General features: G+C 70.0%; 12 protein-coding genes and 2 pseudogenes. 9 read left to right on the top strand and 5 right to left on the bottom strand.

The genetic code is table 11. The features are described from left to right. Nucleotides 1-79 precede the first annotated feature (79 nt). The 3 genes from GXP74_RS03090 to GXP74_RS03080 are packed head-to-tail and all read right to left on the bottom strand — an operon-like array spanning nt 80 to nt 3133. Entirely contained in the window at nt 80-400 is a 321-nt protein-coding gene (locus GXP74_RS03090; protein ID WP_182449868.1) for a hypothetical protein, read from the bottom strand. Then, entirely contained in the window at nt 394-2058 is a 1665-nt protein-coding gene (locus GXP74_RS03085) for a cytochrome P450 (RefSeq protein WP_182449867.1), read from the bottom strand. The genes GXP74_RS03090 and GXP74_RS03085 overlap by 7 nt, the downstream gene beginning before the upstream one ends. A gap of 19 nt (nt 2059-2077) precedes the next feature. Beyond that, on the bottom strand, nt 2078-3133 hold the full coding sequence (locus tag GXP74_RS03080) for a methyltransferase (RefSeq protein WP_182449866.1): 1056 nt from the start codon (nt 3131-3133) through the stop codon (nt 2078-2080). 273 nt (nt 3134-3406) lie between these two features. On the opposite strand from GXP74_RS03080, the gene GXP74_RS03075 reads away from it, so the two are divergent. The 8 genes and pseudogenes from GXP74_RS03075 (at nt 3407) to GXP74_RS03045 (ending at nt 11526) form a co-directional block, all read left to right on the top strand. Beyond that, nucleotides 3407-4708, top strand: coding sequence for an amidohydrolase family protein (locus GXP74_RS03075; protein ID WP_182449865.1), 1302 nt, complete (start codon nt 3407-3409; stop codon nt 4706-4708). A gap of 136 nt (nt 4709-4844) precedes the next feature. Further along, nucleotides 4845-5552, top strand: a complete 708-nt coding sequence (locus GXP74_RS03070; protein ID WP_182449864.1) for an SDR family NAD(P)-dependent oxidoreductase — start codon at nt 4845-4847, stop codon at nt 5550-5552. A 120-nt stretch (nt 5553-5672) separates the two neighbouring features. Beyond that, nucleotides 5673-6131: pseudogene (locus GXP74_RS42020) on the top strand (DUF2199 domain-containing protein); the annotation flags it as partial. A gap of 337 nt (nt 6132-6468) precedes the next feature. Then, nucleotides 6469-6765, top strand: a complete 297-nt coding sequence (locus GXP74_RS40040) for a hypothetical protein (protein WP_225448763.1) — start codon at nt 6469-6471, stop codon at nt 6763-6765. A gap of 139 nt (nt 6766-6904) precedes the next feature. Next, a pseudogene (locus tag GXP74_RS03060) lies at nt 6905-7955 on the top strand (transposase). An 866-nt stretch (nt 7956-8821) separates the two neighbouring features. Then, a complete protein-coding gene (locus tag GXP74_RS03055) occupies nt 8822-9226 on the top strand; it encodes a MarR family winged helix-turn-helix transcriptional regulator (protein WP_225447684.1) in 405 nt (134 codons plus the stop codon). Beyond that, nucleotides 9223-11061: a chloride channel protein gene (locus GXP74_RS03050; protein ID WP_370468368.1), complete on the top strand. Its 1839-nt coding sequence runs from the start codon at nt 9223-9225 to the stop codon at nt 11059-11061. Before GXP74_RS03055 ends, GXP74_RS03050 begins: the two co-directional genes overlap by 4 nt. Before the next feature lie 75 nt (nt 11062-11136). Then, a complete protein-coding gene (locus GXP74_RS03045; protein ID WP_182449861.1) occupies nt 11137-11526 on the top strand; it encodes a nuclear transport factor 2 family protein in 390 nt (129 codons plus the stop codon). Between the two features lie 24 nt (nt 11527-11550). On the opposite strand, the gene GXP74_RS03040 is transcribed toward GXP74_RS03045, so the two are convergent. After that, the gene (locus tag GXP74_RS03040) at nt 11551-11925 is read right to left on the bottom strand and encodes a DUF488 domain-containing protein (protein ID WP_182449860.1); all 375 of its coding nucleotides are present in this window, start codon (nt 11923-11925) and stop codon (nt 11551-11553) included. A 309-nt stretch (nt 11926-12234) separates the two neighbouring features. Between GXP74_RS03040 and GXP74_RS03035 the strand changes: the two genes are divergently transcribed. Beyond that, entirely contained in the window at nt 12235-12735 is a 501-nt protein-coding gene (locus tag GXP74_RS03035; protein WP_182449859.1) for a cupin domain-containing protein, read from the top strand. 50 nt (nt 12736-12785) lie between these two features. On the opposite strand, the gene GXP74_RS03030 is transcribed toward GXP74_RS03035, so the two are convergent. Further along, nucleotides 12786-17021 carry a bifunctional nitrate reductase/sulfite reductase flavoprotein subunit alpha gene (locus GXP74_RS03030; RefSeq protein ID WP_182449858.1) on the bottom strand — a complete coding sequence of 1412 codons (4236 nt, stop codon included), beginning with the start codon at nt 17019-17021 and terminating at the stop codon, nt 12786-12788. Between the last annotated feature and the right edge of the window lie 43 nt (nt 17022-17064).

Below are 17064 nucleotides of genomic sequence, written 5' to 3'. Positions count from 1 at the left end.
TCGCTCCGTTTGTATGGGGAATCTTCCGGGGGATTCTCCGCGGCCCGGTTCAGCGCCGCGGAATGACTGAACGCGGTTTCTAGTCCTGGGAGTTGATGGTCACCGCTTGGTACGGGAACTGCCGCTGCCAGCGCTGCACGAACGCGCCCAGCGCCGGGTACGCGAACAGCCGCCGCATGGCGTCGAGGTCGCGGCAGCGGACCTGGGCGATGGCGGAGGCGACGAAGACCGGCGCCAGCACCTCCCCGACGTCGTCCACCAGCGGGATGTGCCGCCGGTGCTCGTAGGACTCCGCCAGGCCCGAGCCGAGCACCAGCGCGGAACCCTCCTGGAAGAACCGGTCGCGGTCGGCCTCGGTCATGTCCGCGGGGAACGAGAAGACCAGGGTGTGGGTCACCATGTCGTCCTCGCCCACAGCTCCGCGGTGAACTGGTGGTAGTTGCCCGACTGGAGCACCAGCATCAGTTCCAGTAGTTTGGCGCGGTCGCCGGAGAGCTTGAACTGCCCGGTCACGAAGGCCGAGGTGGCGTGCAGCTCGCCCGACTGGAAGTCGGCCAGGTCGCGGTAGGCCGCGGTGATCCCGAGGTCGCTGTCGTCGAGCAGGCCGCGCCCGGCCCGGACGATCACCCCCTTCTCGATGACCAGGTAGTAGTCGACCGGCCCCTCAGGCGTTCGGGTGGCGTGGAACTGGAGCCGGACGTTGACGTGCGGGATGGTCGCCTGGTTCGCCGGGGCCAGGGTCGCCAGGTCGGCCAGGTACTCCGCGGAGAGGAAGCGCACCGTGCCGGGCTCGACCGAACGCCGCGCCGTGCGGTCACGGAAGCGGATCCGCAGAGCGTCCAGCTGCGGGAAGGCGACCCGCGCCCGGGGTCGCAGCGGCTCGGTGATCTCGATGTCGGTGAACCGGTCGAGCATCGCCGCGAAGACCACGTCGGCCTGGAGGTTGGCCAGCCGCCAGCCGAGGCAGTAGTGCGTGCCGAGGCCGTAGGACATCGGCGCGCTCTCCTTGCGCGTGACGTCGAACCGCTCCGGGTCGGTGAAGTGTGCCGGGTCGCGGTTGGCGGCCGCGATCCAGACCATGACCCGGGAGTTGGCAGGGATCTCCACCCCGCCGACCACCACGGCCTCGTTCGTCGTCCGCGGGATCATGTGCGCGGACGGCATGTAGCGCAGCACCTCCTCGGTCGCCTGCCGCAGCAGTGACGGGTCGGCGCGCACCAGGTCGGCCTGGTCCGGGTGTTCGGCGAACAGCCGGATGCCGTTGGTCAGGAAGAAGGTGGTGGTCTCGCTCCCCGCCGCGATGATCATGTGGCACATCTGGACGAGTTCGTCGAAGGTGAGCCGCTCGTCCTCGTTCTCCAGGTCGAGCAGCGCGGAGACCAGGTCGTCGCCGCGACGGCGCTGCTTCTGCCGGACCAGGTCGGCGAAGTAGTCGTCCAGGAACTTCGCCGCCTCGTCTGCGGTGAGCAGTTCGGCGGCAGTCATGCCCGGCTCGAAGGTGCGCTGGAAGTCCCGGATCTTGTCGCGCAGCAGCGGCGCCTCCTGCTGCGGGACACCGATCAGGTCGGCCACCACACTGAGCGCCAGCGGGAAGCAGACGTCGTTGCAGAAGTCCCCGCCGCCCGCCGCGACCAGCGGGGCCATGAGTTCGTCGAAGCGGTTCTCGATGGCGGCCCGGTGCTCAAGGATCCGCTTCTCGGTGAAGGCTTGGTTGATGCTGCGCCGGAGCCGGGTGTGCTCGGGCGGATTGGTCCAGAGCAGGTTCGCCGCCAGCTTGCGCAGCGCCTGGTGCTGCTGCCATTCACCGGTGAAGCGACCAGCCATCCAGACCTGGATCTGCTTGTCCACCTGACGACTGCGCAAGAACTCGTCGACGTCGTCGTAGCGGGTGAGCACCCAGGTGCCCATCGTGGTGCGGTGGACGGGGACGGCCTCACGGAGTCGCTGGTAGCGGGAGAATGGGTCGGCGAGCCCCTCGGGGGAGAACAGGAGCTCCGCGAACGCCTCGTTGGCGGCGTGCTCCGCCGCGGCGTCCGGCTGGGCGATAGGGGTGTTCATTGTGGAATCCTCAATTCCTCTACTCGGGGACGGACGCCTCGACCACGTGCAGCAGCGGCGGGATCGAGGACAGGCTCTCGAAGCGCAGACCGGCCCGCTCCACCAACGCGGTCACACCCTCCTTGGTGTGCCGCTTGCCGTTCGTGTTGAGCAGGAACAGCAGGTCGATCCCGGTGGCGTACCGGGGCTCCGGACTGTCGTCTACGAGGTTGGTGATGATGAGCACCCGACTGCCCGGGCGACCGGCCTTCCTGGCGTTGCGGAGCGCCACCACGGTCCGCTCGTCGTCCCATTCGAGGATGCTCTTGAACTGGTAGACCTCCGCCTCGACCGGGATCTCCCGCAGGCAGTCACCGGCGACCACCTCGCTGCGGGCCGCCAGCGCGCCGCCGGGCCGCAACCGCGGGTCCGGCTGCGCGACGGCGGCCGGCAGGTCAACCAGCGTCCCGTGCAGGTGGGGATTGCGCTCCAGCAGCGTGGCCAGCGTGAAGCCGCGACCACCGCCGACGTCCGCGAACGTGCGGACCCCGCTCAGGTCCAGCGCGTCCGCGATGGCCGCCGAGGTCAGCGCGCTGAGCTCGGTCTGCGAGCGGTTGAACACCTCTGTCGACTCCGGCCACTCGCGGTGCAGGCGGGCGAAGAACTCGTCGCCGTAGCGCTCCTCGAAGTGGCCCCTTCCGTCCACGACCGCCGACTGCAGGTCGGGCCAGAGCTCCCACACCCACGGCTCGGTCACCCACTGCACCCAGTTCCGCAACCGCTGCGGGTGGTCCTCGCGCAGCAGCCGGGAGGTCGCCGTGTGCACGAGACCGTCGGCGGTCTCGTCGAAGACCCCGTAGCAGCGCAGATTGCGCAGCAGCCGGGTCAGGACGGCTGCGTCGACGTCCAGTTGCTTCGCCAGCTGGGGTACCGGCACGGGAGTGTCGCCGAGTTCGTCGGCGACACCGAGCCGAATGGCGGCGCGTAGCGACGCCGGCGCAGCGGAGGCGAGCGCCAGTTCGCGCAGTGCGGTCACCGGCGAGACGCCTTCCGCGTCCGCGTCCGCGCCGGGAGGTGTGCTCCTGACAATGGCCATCTGATTTTCCTCTTCGGCCGCTCGGATGATTCGATGATTTCAAACGAATTTACTCCGGTGGTTCGGCCCGGAAAAAGTGCCCTGGATTTCCCGTGCGCCGGATTCTCCGGGAGGGACGGCGGTCCCACGGACCCATGGTGGAGCGCCGCGTTAAAGCTCCACTCAAACCTGGCTAACCGTTTCGCATCCGGTCGGCGGTATTGCATCAGACCACCGGAAAGCGTTATAGATTCAGGGAAAGAATTGCTCGTGGGCCTGCCTTGGAGGCATACCATGGAATCCTTCCTGCTACGCAACGGGCTCGTCATCGACACCGAGCCGGAACCGAGCGCGCACCCCGGATGGGACGTGCTGATCGAAGACGGCCGGATCGCCGCCGTCGGCCCGAACCTTCGGATCCCGGCCGGGACGACGGTCCTGGACGCGTCCGACCGGATCGTGCTGCCGGGCTTCGTGGACACCCACCGCCATGTCTGGCAGGCGGTCCTGCGGTCCATCGCGGTGGACGTGGACCTGCCCGACTACTTCCAGTTGGTGCGCCAACAGCTCGGCCCCCGGTTCCGGCCGGAGGACGTGCGGGCGGCCAACCTGCTCGGCTCGCTGGAGTGCCTGGACGCCGGTGTCACCACGGTCCAGGACTTCGCCTACGCGCGGGCGGACCGGGTCCAGAGCGACGGCTTCGTCCCCGGCTTCGACCTCGACTACGCCGAGGCCGCACTTGACGGGACACGCGCGGCCGGGGTCCGCGCGGTCTTCGGCTACCTGCTCACCCCGCAGCACCAGGACGACGTCCGCCGCGCCCGGGAACTGGTCGGCGGCGAGTCGCTGATCACCATGGCGGCGGCCTCGCTCGGCCCGTCGAACCAGAAGCTGGACGCGATCGAGGCGGACTGGCGGCTGGCCGACGAACTGGGCCTGCCGATCGTCACCCATGTCGCCAGCGGTCCGGTGAACGACCGGCCGATCGAGGTGCTGCGGGAGCACGGACTGCTCCGCCCGAACACCCTTTACGTGCACGGGAACTCGCTGGCTGACGACGAGTTGGCGATGATTGCCGACTCCGGCTCGGCGGTCTCGATCACGCCCGCGGTCGAGGCCCGACTGGGCCACGGAGGTCCGCTGATCGGTCGGTTGCGCGCCGCCGGGGTGACCACCGGACTCGGCGTGGACGTGGTCACCACCGTGGGCGGCGACATGTTCTCGGTGATCCGGGCCGGGCTGCTCACCAGCTACCTCGTGCCGGGACCGCACCTGACCCCGGCCGACCTGCTGCGGATGGCGACCCTGGACGGGGCCCGGGCGCTCGGCCTGGGCGACCGGGTCGGCTCGCTGAAGGTCGGCAAGCAGGCGGACATCGTGCTGCTGCGCGCCGGGGACCTGAACCTGGCGGGCACGCACGACCCGATCGGCTCGGTGGTCAGCGCGGCCCACCCCGGCAACGTGGACACCGTGCTCGTGGCCGGACGCATCGTCAAGCAGGGCGGTCGACTGCTGCACCACGATCTCTCGACGGTGCGGCAACAGGCACGCGAGGCTTCCGAGTTCGTCACCTCGGCGGCCGCTGCCTCCGCCTGACGGTCGGCGGACGGAGGGCGACCGCCGGTTGCGGGTCGCCCTCCGTCCCGGAACTTCGTGCGAACCGGCGCGCCGACACTCCCACGATGGAGTGGCGTGCGCGGCCGCACCGCGGTGCGGGCCCCATCGTGGAGGTATGCGGACCACACTGATCACCGGAGCGAACAAGGGTCTCGGCTTCGCGGCCGCCCGCCGACTCATCGAAGCGGGACACACCGTCTACCTCGGCTGCCGGGACGCCGACCGGGGCCGCCGCGCCGCCACGGAACTGGGCGCCCGGCTGGTCGTGCTCGACGTCACCGACGACTCCTCGGTCGAGGCGGCCGCGAAGACCATCGCGGCGGACGGGGGCCTCGACGTCCTGGTCAACAACGCGGGCGTGCAGGTCGAGATGAGCGAGTCCGGGACGGTCGGCGCCGCCGACGTGACCGCCGACCTGATGCGCAGGACCTTCGAGACCAACGTCTTCGGGACGGTCCGGGTCACCCACGCCATACTGCCGCTGCTGGAACGCTCCGCCGCCGCGGTCATGGTCAACGTCAGCAGCGGCCTGGCCTCGCTGACCCGAGTCACAGCGCCGGGGACGCCCTCGTACGCCTACCCCGGCGTCGCCTATCCGGCGTCCAAGGCCGCGGTCAACATGGTCACGGTGCAGTACGCCAAGGCGTTCCCGTGGATGCGCGTCAACGCCGTGGAGCCCGGCTTCACCAGCACCGACCTGAACGGGAACACCGGTGCCCAGACCGTGGAGCAGGGAGCCGAGGTGATCGTGCGGATGGCGATGGTCGCCCCCGACGGCCCCACCGGGGGGTACTTCAGCGCCGGAGGCACCCTCCCCTGGTGAGCGAGGTGCGGCGTCCCCGGCATCGGCTGAGCTCGCTCCGGTTCGACGAACAGGTTGTGGGTGTCGGTCAGGCTGCGTTGGTGGCTTCCCAAGCGGCTGGGCTTTGCAGCCCAGGCCGCTATGGAATCGGTGCAGGTCATACCAGCCTTCGATGAAGTCGAAACGCCCCACAGGCGCCCTCTGGCATGGACGTCGGTGACACGCGGTACGCTGCCCAGCCATGATCAGCACGCCGCAATCGCTCACCTGTGCCTGCTGCCACGGCGACCACGTCGACCCTGCCCTCTCCTACGGTGCCCGCTCCCCGGACTTGTGGCGTGCGGACTACGCCGACGACGAGGGCAGCCGACCGACTCGGACCTGTGCGTCATCAAGGGCCAGGCGTTCTTCATCCACGGCCTGACCGAGATACCCGTCCGCGACACCGGCGAGGTTTTCTCCTGGGGCGTGTGGGCCTCCCTCGGCACACAGACCTTCCAGCGCGCCCTCGACCGCTGGGAGGACCCGGACCGCAAGCAAAACCCGTCCTCCTTCGGCTGGCTGTCCACCGAACTCCCGATCTACGGCACCACGACCGTCAACCTCAAGACATCGTCGCCGCCGTCATCCGCCAGGACGGCCGCTGGGCCCGGCTGCACCACGACGCCTACAACGCCCGCGCCGCCTGCATGGACTTCGCCTACAGCCACGGCCTCTACCAGGCCCGATGAGCCAGGTGCCTCTACCAGCGATCTCCGTCAGGGCCAAATCGCGGAATCCGCGGATCCTTCTGTTCCTGACGGCCCGGCCCCCGGGCTCGTGTCCGCCACTCTTCTTCCAGGTCAACGCCGTGATCGCGTACTTGCAGCGCACACAGCACACCCTCGGCCACCTGATCCCAGCCCTTCCACTGACGCCACTCGTCCAGGAGTCCACCATGCCCGTAGCCGTCACCATCACCGCCGAGCCCAGTGGAATCGTCGTCGCCCGTGGGGGAGACGGCCTCGCCCACTTCTTGCTCAACCACGCCGGTTTCGCCTTCACCAACGACTGGCACGGCCCGCGGCACCGTCTGCCGACCAGCATGGACCGGGGCAAGCAAGCCGCCATCGCCACCCATGCAGCCGACATGCTCCGCACCGCCCGCTACAGCGTCGACCTCGCCCCCGCACTCGACACCACCCGGATGGCCACCCCGGCGAACCCGCTCGGGCGTGTCCGAAAGATCGTGTAAGTCCGTGATGTGACAGCCTGGCCGGGGCTCGGTGCTCGGGCCCTCGGCCAGGCGGAACGGACGAGTGGTGACGGACAAGGATGGACCGGTCGTCGAACCGGACGCGAGTACGTTGGTCGATGAGGTCGTCGAGCGGTTGATGGACAGTGCCGATGCCTCCGGAGCGGCTCTGCTGGGTGAGGGCGAACTGCTGACCGAGGTCACCAGGGCGGTGCTGGAGCGGGCCGCGGCTCGGGCAACTCCCGCAACGGGACCTCGCCCAAGACCGTGCTGACCGATGTCGGCGCGGTGACCGTGGCGGTGCCCCGCGACCGCAAGGGGGACTTCGAGCCGCGACTGGTGCCGAAGAACGCCCGGCGGCTGGCCGGGTTCAACGAGCGGATCCTGTCGCTGTACGCGCGAGGGATGAGCGTGCGCGACATCCGCTCCCACCTGGCCGGCAGTTACGGCGTCCAGGTCAGCCCGGACCTGATCAGCAAAGGTCACCGACGCGGTGGTCGACGAACTGGCCGCCTGGCAGAACAGGCCGCTGGACGCGGTCTGGCCGATCATCTACATCGATGCCCTGTGGGTGAGGATCCGCTCCGGATCGGTGGCCGCCAAGCCGGTCTACGTGGCCGTCGGCGTCGACATGGACGGCCGCAAGGACGTCCTGGGCCTGCGACAGCCTCAAGGGCCTGCCCGACGCGGTCACCGCGACCTGGCCCAAGGCCACCGTCCAAACGTGCGTGATCCACCTGATCCGCGCGTCCCTGCGGCTCACGTCGAGCAAGGACCACCCCGCGCTGGTACCGGCCCTGCGGGCGATCTACACGGCCCCGACCGAGCAGGCCGCCGAGCTGGCCCTGGCCGAGTTCACCGGCTCCGACCTCGGAGCCCGCTACCCGGCCGTGGTCCGCACCTGGCGCGCGGCCTGGAGCGAGTTCACGCCCTACCTGGCGTTCCCGCCCGCGATAAGGAAAGTCGTCTACTCCACGAACATGGTGGAGTCGATCAACTCCCGGCTACGGAAAGCGACCCGCAACCGCGGCCACTTCCCCTCCGAACAGGCTGCCCTGAAGGTGCTCTACCCGGCAGTCCGCGATCAGATCAACCCCAACACGCGCGACGCGAACCACGTCGCCCCACACTGGAAGGAGGCACTGAACCAGTTCTCACTGTTCTTCGAGGACCGGCTCAGCATCCAATGACACCAAGCGACTTACACAAGATCGCTGCCACGCCCCACCATGGAGCCGCCTTCGGGATTCGAACCCGAGACCTACGCATTACGAGACCGCGAGCGTTCATGTTGCGTGGTGCCGTGTCGTGCCACATAGTGACGTTTTTTCTGATCAGAGCACGTCCACCGGGTTGCCCCGTGCCGCCTCGTGCTGCACCGTCCAAAGGCGTCTGTCCACCGGCTGTCCACCGGACCGGCGCTCGCCCCCTTCGCTCCGAGTGGAGCCGACGCCCGAGGGGGATTCCGGCTCAGGCCGCGGCTCAGGGCCGGAGCACTTGTCGACTACCGACAACGCGCCCACCGGGACTGGATCGCTGGTCATCGCTCGGCGAATCCACTCCACATGACTACTACGCTTCCCCGGCCAGCGCAGTCCCCAATCGAGTGACCATGCGGTCGAAGTTTCTCGTCAAGGCCTGCTGTCGATGCCGGGACCTTCATCCTGCAGCCTGCGTGTCGGCGGAGATCTTCGAGGGAATGGATGCCGTGCTGATGGCACACCCGGGTGTCCACGACTGGTAATGGCCGCCGAGCTCAAGGACGTGGCACGGACACGCGACCATGCCTGCCCCGTGCGTGGGCGGTCGAAGGCTGGACCGTTTGCTGGCTGATCCTGGCTTGACCGGACGCGCCCCTGCGGGCCGCAGGGCCCGTCATCGCCAGGGTCTGCCCCCTGCGTGTGCTCGTCTGCGCCCCATGTGCTACCTCAAAGCAAACATTGTCTTATGCAATACTTTTCCTATGCATGGAACAGCGGGCCGATCCACGGCATCCGACGAGCCCACACACGATGAGATACAGGCGTTCCAGACTGCGGCGCGCGACCTGATCGGGGTGGCGTTGCACAGCCTGGAGGTCCTGGACGGCGAGGTGTCCCTGCCGCAGTTCCGGCTGCTGGTGACGCTGAACGACCTGGGCTGCTCTCCCTCCTCGAAGGTCGCCCATGCACTGGGCCTGGGGGCCTCCTCGATCACCCGGCTTGCGGACCGGCTGGCCGACTCCGGCCACCTGGCGCGGGGACGGGACGAACGCCACCGCGGGGTGGTCACCCTGGAGCTGACGGAGCGTGGACACCTGCTGGTGGACCAGGTCCTGGCCTGGCGCGAACGGGAACTGGCCCGGGTCCTGGCCATGCTGGAACCCGAGCAGCGCGCGGCCACCGCCGCTGGCCTGCGGGCCTTCCATGCCGCAGTGGGGGAGAACTACGCCGCCGAGCTGCACGGCCCGGTGCTGCTGTGAGCGCGAAGAGGGGCCATGCCGCCGCGCACCTGGGCGACTTCACCGTCCGCCCCAGGATGCTGATGATCACCGGGCTGGCGCTGGCGGTCGGCGGTGTGGGCGCGCTGGCGGCGCTGGCGCTGCTGCGGCTGATCGGCCTGGTCACCAACCTGGTCTTCTACCAGCGCTGGAACGTCTCCCTGGTGGCCCCGGGACTGGTGCACCACCCCTGGTGGCTGGTCCTGTGCGCGCCGGTGCTGGGCGGGCTGGTGGTCGGACTGATGGCGCGCTACGGGTCGGAGAAGATACGCGGCCACGGCATGCCCGAGGCCATCGAGTCCATCCTGACCGGCGGCAGCCGGATCGCCCCCAAGGTCGCCCTGCTCAAGCCGATTTCGGCCGCCATCAGCATCGGAACCGGCGGCCCGTTCGGCGCCGAGGGCCCGATCATCATGACCGGCGGCGCGATCGGCTCCATGCTCGCGCAGCTGCTGCGGCTGTCCGCCGACGAACGCAAGACCCTGCTGGTCTCCGGCGCCGCCGCCGGCATGGCCGCCACCTTCAACTCCCCGCTGGCAGCCGTCCTGCTCGCGGTCGAACTGCTGCTGTTCGAGTGGCGTCCGCGCAGTTTCGTGCCCGTGGCCGCCTCGGTGGCCGTGGCCACCGTGAGCCGGGGGTTCCTGCTGGGCACCGCCCCCGTCTTCCCGGTCGATGCGACCGGCCTGCACCTGACCGCGCCGGACGAGGCCCTGGCCGTGGTGTGCGGGCTGACCGGCGGCGCGCTGGCGGTGGGCGCGACCTGGCTGGTCTACCGCGCCGAGGACGCTTTCGCCAAGCTGCCCTTCCACTGGATGTGGTGGCCCGCGATCGGCGGCGCGATCATCGGACTCGGCGGCCTGATCGAACCGCGCGCCCTGGGGGTCGGCTACGACGTCATCGACCAGCTCCTGACCGGTCGCGCCACGCTGTCCCTGATCATCGGCATCCTCGTGGTCAAGACCCTTATCTGGTCGCTGTCCCTGGGATCGGGCACCTCCGGCGGTGTGCTGGCTCCGGTGTTCATGATCGGCGGTGCGCTCGGCGCTTGGGAGGGCATGCTCTTCCCGCACGTCATCCCCGGCTTCTGGGCCATGTGCGGGCTGGCCGCCGTGGTCGGCGGCGTCATGCGCTCGCCACTGACCGGTGTGGTCTTCACTCTGGAGCTCACCCACGCCTGGGGCGCACTGCTGCCGCTGCTGGTGGCCTCCACCGCTGCCTACGCGCTGTCCGCGCTGGTCCTCAAGCGCTCGGTGCTGACCGAGAAGATCGCCCGCCGCGGCCTGCACCTGACCCGCGAGTACTCCACCGACCCCCTGGAGACCTTCTTCGCCCACGAGGTCATGCACCCCTGCCCGCACGCCCTGGACAGCCGCACCCGGCTCGACCAGCAGCTGACCGACACCCTCGCCGACCTAGCGGACATTCCCCGTCTGATACCTGTGACCGGCGCCGACGGCACCGTGTCCGGCATCACCACCCGTCGCCGCCTGCGCGACCACACCTCCCGAGCCACTGCGAACGGCACCGTGGCCGACGCCGCCGAGCCCTGCCGCCTGGTCGTGCACACCGACCACACCCTGCGCCAGATCGCCTACCTGTTCGCCGAGACCTCACTGACCAGCGCACCGGTCATCGACCCCGGCAACGGCCGCCTAGCCGGCGTGATCACCCTGCCCGACCTGCTACACGCCCGCCTGCACGACCTCACCGAGGAGCACCACCGCCAACGCATCCTGTTCCAGCGGACCCCCACCCCGGCTCCGGCACCCAGCCCCGCCGTCACAGCCGTCGCCGCCGGAGCAGCGAGCACGGAATAGCCGCCTGCTCTGCCGCCACGCGCCCGGGCACCGTCCCAAGCACACACCCACGCTCGCCCGCCAAGGAGAAGGTCTATGCCCGACCGCCCGACCGCCGCCGCATTGCTGCGCACCGCCCTGAACAGCGGCGACACTCGACAACTCGCCGCCCTGTTCCATCCCGACGTCCGGTTCCACCCCGCCGGCCCCGCCGAGCCCGCGACCCAGGGCCGCGACCAGGCGCTGTCCTGGTACGACGACCGCCGCGCCCGTGGCATCCGCACTCGGGTCGAGGAGACCTTCACCTACCCCGACGCCGTCGTCCTGGCCCTGCGGATCAGCGACCCGACCGATCCCGCCGCAGCGCCCACCCTGGTGTACCGCCTCTTCCGTCTTGCCGGTGACCATGTCACCCACATCCGCGACTTCACCGAGCGCCCCCACGCTCTGACCGCCGCCGACCGCCCCGTACCGCGCCCCCACTGAAACCCCGTGCACCAGTCGCCGCGCTCACACAGGCCGTTGCCGCTTCAGGTGGTCGACGAGCACAGACACATGGCTGCGCTGCGGGTCCTTCACGGCGGTAACCAGGGTGACCGTGCAGGTGCGGGCCAGGTCGAGCAAGTGGCTGACCGCTGCCGCGTGGTCGGGCCCGGCCAGCTCCGCCCGGTAGCGGACCCGGAAGGTGGCGAAGTCCACCTGGCCTGCGTGGTAGGCGGCACGCAGCCCGCCCGACGGCGTGACGTCCTTGAGCCATTCGTCCACCGCTGCCCGTTCCTTCGACAGCCCGCGCGGCCACAGCCGGTCGACCAGCACCCGCAGCCCGTCAGCAGGCTCCGGCGGGTCGTAGACACGGCGCACACGGAACCCGGGGTCGGACTGCATAATGTGCCTCCTCGATCGCTGCGCTGCTCCCAGCCCACACCCTTGGACGCTCTCTGGCGACCGGTCCGTTACCACCCGCCGCCTGCGTGAGCACATCACTCGGTCGGCCACGCACAGCACCGTGGCCGACCCGACCCGACCCGACCCGACCCGCGCCCTCGCTGGCAGCGCACCTCGCTTGCTTACCGCCACCGCCTACCCTGGTCGAGCGCGCCGCCGACGCAGGTGCAGACTTCCCCCGGCAAGCGGGGGCAGGGCTTGCGAAAGGCCGACGAAGACGGCGCCAGGATGAAATCAGAGGGAGAGACGATGGCCTCCAGGAGCACGGTGCGTCTGCTGGCGGAACTGGCCGAGTGCGTCGCCGAGGCTTCCCCTGAGCAACGCGGCGCGCTTTGGCGGCTCTCCGAGCCCGCACGGCAACTGGACGCGAACCTGATCCGGCTGCCGGCCGGTGCCGATGTGGGTGAGCACCAGGAGAACGACCTGGACGTGATGCTGCTCGTCGTCGCGGGCAACGGGGCCTTGCTGGACGTGGAGCGGGTACTGCCGCTGGGTGTCGGTTCGCTCGCATGGCTGCCGAGTGGGTCCCGGCGCGGTCTGCGTGCCGGGTCCGACGGGCTGGTCTACCTCACTGTCCACCGACGGCGTCCCGGCCTGGCCGTCCAGGGCATCCGGGAGGCTGAGCCGATGGAGGAGGCCGGTGAGGCCACCTGCTGGCTGCATCTGATCTGCCCCGGCTGCGGCGCGGTCCCCGACGGAGCCTCCCCGGCTTACTGCAGCCGCTGCGGTGAGCGGCTGCCGACGGACTGACAGGCCCGGGCGCCACCGCCGCCCGGTGAACCGGGCAGGGGTACCGGTTGTCAGTAGACGTCGCGGACGTAGCGCCGGTCGGTGGCCAGCTGTCGGACGTACGCCTCGGCCTGCTCCTCGTCGAGGCCGCCGTGGGTGACCGCGATGTCGCGCAGGGTCCGGTCGACGTCCTTGGCCATGCGGGTGGCATCACCGCAGACATACAGGTGCGCGCCGTTGTTCAACCAGTCCCACAGCCGGTGGCCGGCTTCGCGCATCCGGTCCTGGACGTAGATCTTGGCTCGTTGGTCGCGGGAGAAGGCCAGGTCGAGACGGTCGAGGTGGCCCGAGCGGTGGAAGGCGGTGAGTTCCTCGCGGTAGTAGAAGTCGGTCGCCTGCCGTTGCTCGCCGAAGAACAGCCAGTTGCGGCCGGTGTCCCCACGGGCCTGACGTTCCTCCAGGAAGCCGAGGAAGGGCGCTACTCCGGTGCCGGGGCCGATCATCACCATCGGCGTCCTGGGGTCGGCCGGAGGGCGGAAGTGTGGGGAGCGCTGGACGAAGACGGGGACGGGGCCGTTGTCGGCGTCGTCCGCGAGGTAGGCGGAGCACACTCCGGTGCGCGGGACGCCGCGGTCGTTGTTGTAGCGGACGACCGAAACGGTGAGCTGGACCTGGCCGGGGTGGGCCAGCGGGCTGGAGGAGATGGAGTACAGCCGTGGTTGCAGGGGTTTGAGTACGGCCGCCCATTCGGCGGCGGTGGCCCGGACCGGGTGGGCGGCGATGACGTCGACCGCTTGGCGTCGCCAACTCCATTTGGCCAGTTCGCCCTTGTTGTCCGGCCGCAGCAGTTGCTTGAGGTCCCGGTCCGCGGTGCGGTCGGCCAGGAAGCGGAGCAGGTCGGGTGTGATCCGGGCGATCTCCAGGCGGGTCCGCAGGGCCTCTCCAAGCGGGACCTCGCCCAGGTTGGCGAGCGGGACGGGTTCGGTGGGGTCAAGCTCGGTGGCGGCCAGCCACTGCGCCACCAGGTCGGCGGAGTTGGCGGGCCAGACGCCCAGGGCGTCGCCGGCCTGGTAGGCGAGGTGGCCGCGGTCGCCGCCGTGGGTGTCGAAGGTGAACTGGCGGACCTCCTTGGCCGATCCGGGGAGGTTGAGCAGCCGGTTGCCGACCAGCAGTGCGGCGAAGGGAGACACCTTCGAGTACCCGGTCTCGTGCTTGAGCGGGGCCGCTGTCCCGCGGACCCCTGCAGGGACTGCCGTCGGCGGCTGGGCAGCAGTACCGGTGGCGGCCAGTGCGGTCAGGACCTGGTCCAGCCACTGGTCAGCGGCCTGCTGGTAGTCGGGTTCGCAGTCGATGCGCGGGGTCAGCCGGGTGGCGCCCAGGTCGTGCAGGCGCTGGTCGATGCGGCGACCGTGGGCGCAGAAGTCGTCGTAGCTGGAGTCGCCGAGGGCCAGCACGGCGTACCGCAGGCCGCTCAGCTGGGCCCAGGTGTCGTCGCTGCGCTCAAGGGCCTGCCAGAAGGCGGTTCCGTTGTCGGGGGCCTCGCCGTCGCCGAAGGTGCTGGTGATGACCAGTACGACGGCGCCGGGCGACAGCGTGTCCGGGGTGCAGTCGTCCATGCTGAGCTGGCGAGGGAGCCAGCCGGCCTCGGACAGCCGCCGGACGCTGGCGGCTGCGGCGTCCTCGGCGTTGCCCGTCTGCGACGCCCACAGCACCACCACCTCCCGATGTTGGGGTTGGGGTTGGGGCTGCGGCTGCGGGTCGGTAGCGGACGCCGGGATTGAGTGGGCTGGCGGTGGCGCGGCTGGGTTCGCCTCGGTGCGCGAGAACATGCCGGCCAGCAGGCCGTTGACCCACCGGGCCCGGTCTGGCGCGAGCGGCGCCAGCGCCGGGAGCACCGGCACGGGGACGGTCGCCGCGCCGCCGGGACGCTGCCCGCCGCCGAGACCAGCGAGGAACCCCGACAGGTAGAGCCGTTCCTCGGTGGGGAAGACCGGTGCTGCGACCGGGTCCACCCCCAGCAGCCTGCCCAGCGTGGTGACCAGCTCGTTGCTCCGCTCGCCCTCGGCCGGAGCCGGAGCACCGGTGGCGGGCGCGGGCTCGGTCGACGTCACCTTGCTCGACACCTTGGTCAACTTCACCGCGCAGAACTTGAATTCGGGTTGGTAGGAGATCGGGTCGACGGCGTCGTTGGTGACCGCGTTCAGGCTGAGGTACTCGCCGAAGAGGTCGTTCCAGTGGAACGGCGCGAAGCAGTTGCCCGGCCGGACCCGGTCGGTGACCACGGCGGGCAGCACGGCCCTGCCGCGCCGCGAGCAGACCTCGACCTGATCGCCCTCGGCGATGCCCGACCGCAGCGCGTCGTCCGGGTGGATCTCCACGAAGGGGCCGGGGTTGAGCCTGTTGAGTTTGGAGACCTTCCCGGTCTTGGTCAGCGTGTGCCACTGGTGCTGCAGCCGCCCGGTGTTGAGCACATAGGGGAAAGCGTCGTCGGGGAGTTCGGCGGCTGGCAGGTGCGGGCGGGCGAAGAACACCGCCCGTCCACTGGCGGTGGGGAAGGCCAGCCGGGGTCGGCTGCCGTCGGCTCGCTCGACCAGGACTTGGTGGGTGCCGTCGTTGAGGTAGCGGATCGGGTTGCGGTCGCTGCCGTCGGTCGTGGCGCTGGGCCACTGCACGGGGGTGTCCCGCAGCCGCTGGTAGGTCACGCCGCGCAGGTCGTAGCCGGTCTTCGGGTTCCACGCCCGTTTCATCTCCTCGAAGACCTCCTCGGCGCAGCTGTAGTCGAAGGCGTCCGCGAAGCCCATTTCGCTGGCGATCCTGGCGATGAGCTGCCAGTCGGGCAGCGCTTGGCCGGGCGGGTCCACGGCCTGCCGCAGCAGGGTGAGGTTGCGTTCGGAGTTGACCATCACGCCTTCGGCCTCGGCCCACAAGGTGGCCGGCAGCACCACGTCGGCGTAGGCGTTGGTCTCGGTCTGGGCGAAGACGTCCTGGGTGACCACGAACTCGGCGGCCTCAAGAGCGGCGATGACGGTCTTGCGGTTGGCGACCGAGGCCACCGGGTTGGTGCAGATGATCCAGCAGGCCCTGATCTCGCCCGCGGCCATCCGCGAGAACAGGTCGACGGTGCCCTGACCGGCCTCGGCCCGCAGGGTACCGGGCGGCAGGCCCCACAGTTGCTCGGTGAACGCGCGGTCCTGCGCGACCAGGGCGGAGCGCTGACCCGGCAGCCCGGGTCCCATGTAGCCCATCTCGCGTCCGCCCATCGCGTTGGGCTGGCCGGTCAGCGAGAACGGGCCGCTGCCCGGGCGGCAGATCGCGCCGGTGGCCAGGTGCAGATTGCACAGGGCGTTGGTGTTCCAGGTCCCGTGCGTGCTCTGGTTCAGGCCCATGGTCCAGCAGCTCATCCACTCGGCAGCCGAGCCGATCCACTGCGCGGCGAGGCGGATGTCAGCCTCGGGGATGCCAGTGATCTCAGCGACGCGCTGCGGCGGGTAGTCCGCCAGGAACTCGGGCATCGCCTCCCAGCCCTCGGTGAACTCGGCAATGAACGCCGCATCGGTGCGGCCATCCTGCACCAGCAGGTGCAGCAGCCCGTTCAGCAGGGCGAGGTCGGTGCCCGGCCGGATCTGCAGGAACAGATCGGCCTTGGCAGCGGTGGCGCTGCGCCGGGGATCGACCACGATCAGTTTGGCGCCCGCCTTGACCCGCTCCATCATCCGCAGGAACAGGATTGGATGGCAGTCGGCCATGTTGGCGCCGATGACGAAGAAGACGTCCGCGTGCTCGAAGTCCTGGTACGAGCCCGGCGGGCCGTCGGCGCCCAGCGAGAGCTTGTAACCGCTGCCCGCGCTGGCCATGCACAGCCGGGAGTTGGACTCGATCTGGCTGGTCCCGACGAAGCCCTTGGCCAGCTTGTTGGCGAGGTACTGCGCCTCCAGCGTCATCTGGCCGGAGACGTAGAACGCCAGCGCGTCCGGCCCATGGGTGTCGAGGATCTCCCGCAGCCGGCGCGCGGTCGCGGTGATCGCCGCGTCGAGGTCGGCGGCCTCGGGCTCCGCGCCCCGTTCGCCGCGCACCAGCGCGGTGGTCAGCCGGTCGTCGGCGGCGAGCAGGTCGGCGCTGGTCGCGCCCTTGGTGCAGAGCCGTCCGAAGTTCGCCGGATGCGACTTGTCGCCCGAAGCCCTGGTCGCTGTGCGCCGGCCGGTGGACGGGTCGGTGCTGACGTCGAGGACGATCCCGCAGCCCACTCCGCAGTACGAGCAGACGGTCTTCACCGCGGTGGTGGCGGCCTGGGGAGCCGATGCCGTCACGGGTGCCCCTTCCAGATCAGGTGGGCCAGTGCTTCGCACCGCA

Origin of the sequence: Streptacidiphilus sp. P02-A3a, assembly GCF_014084105.1 — a bacterium.
Lineage (GTDB): Bacteria > Actinomycetota > Actinomycetes > Streptomycetales > Streptomycetaceae > Streptacidiphilus.
The sequence above is the reverse complement of the archived record's forward strand: the minus strand, read 5'-3'. Positions and strand labels throughout refer to the sequence as shown.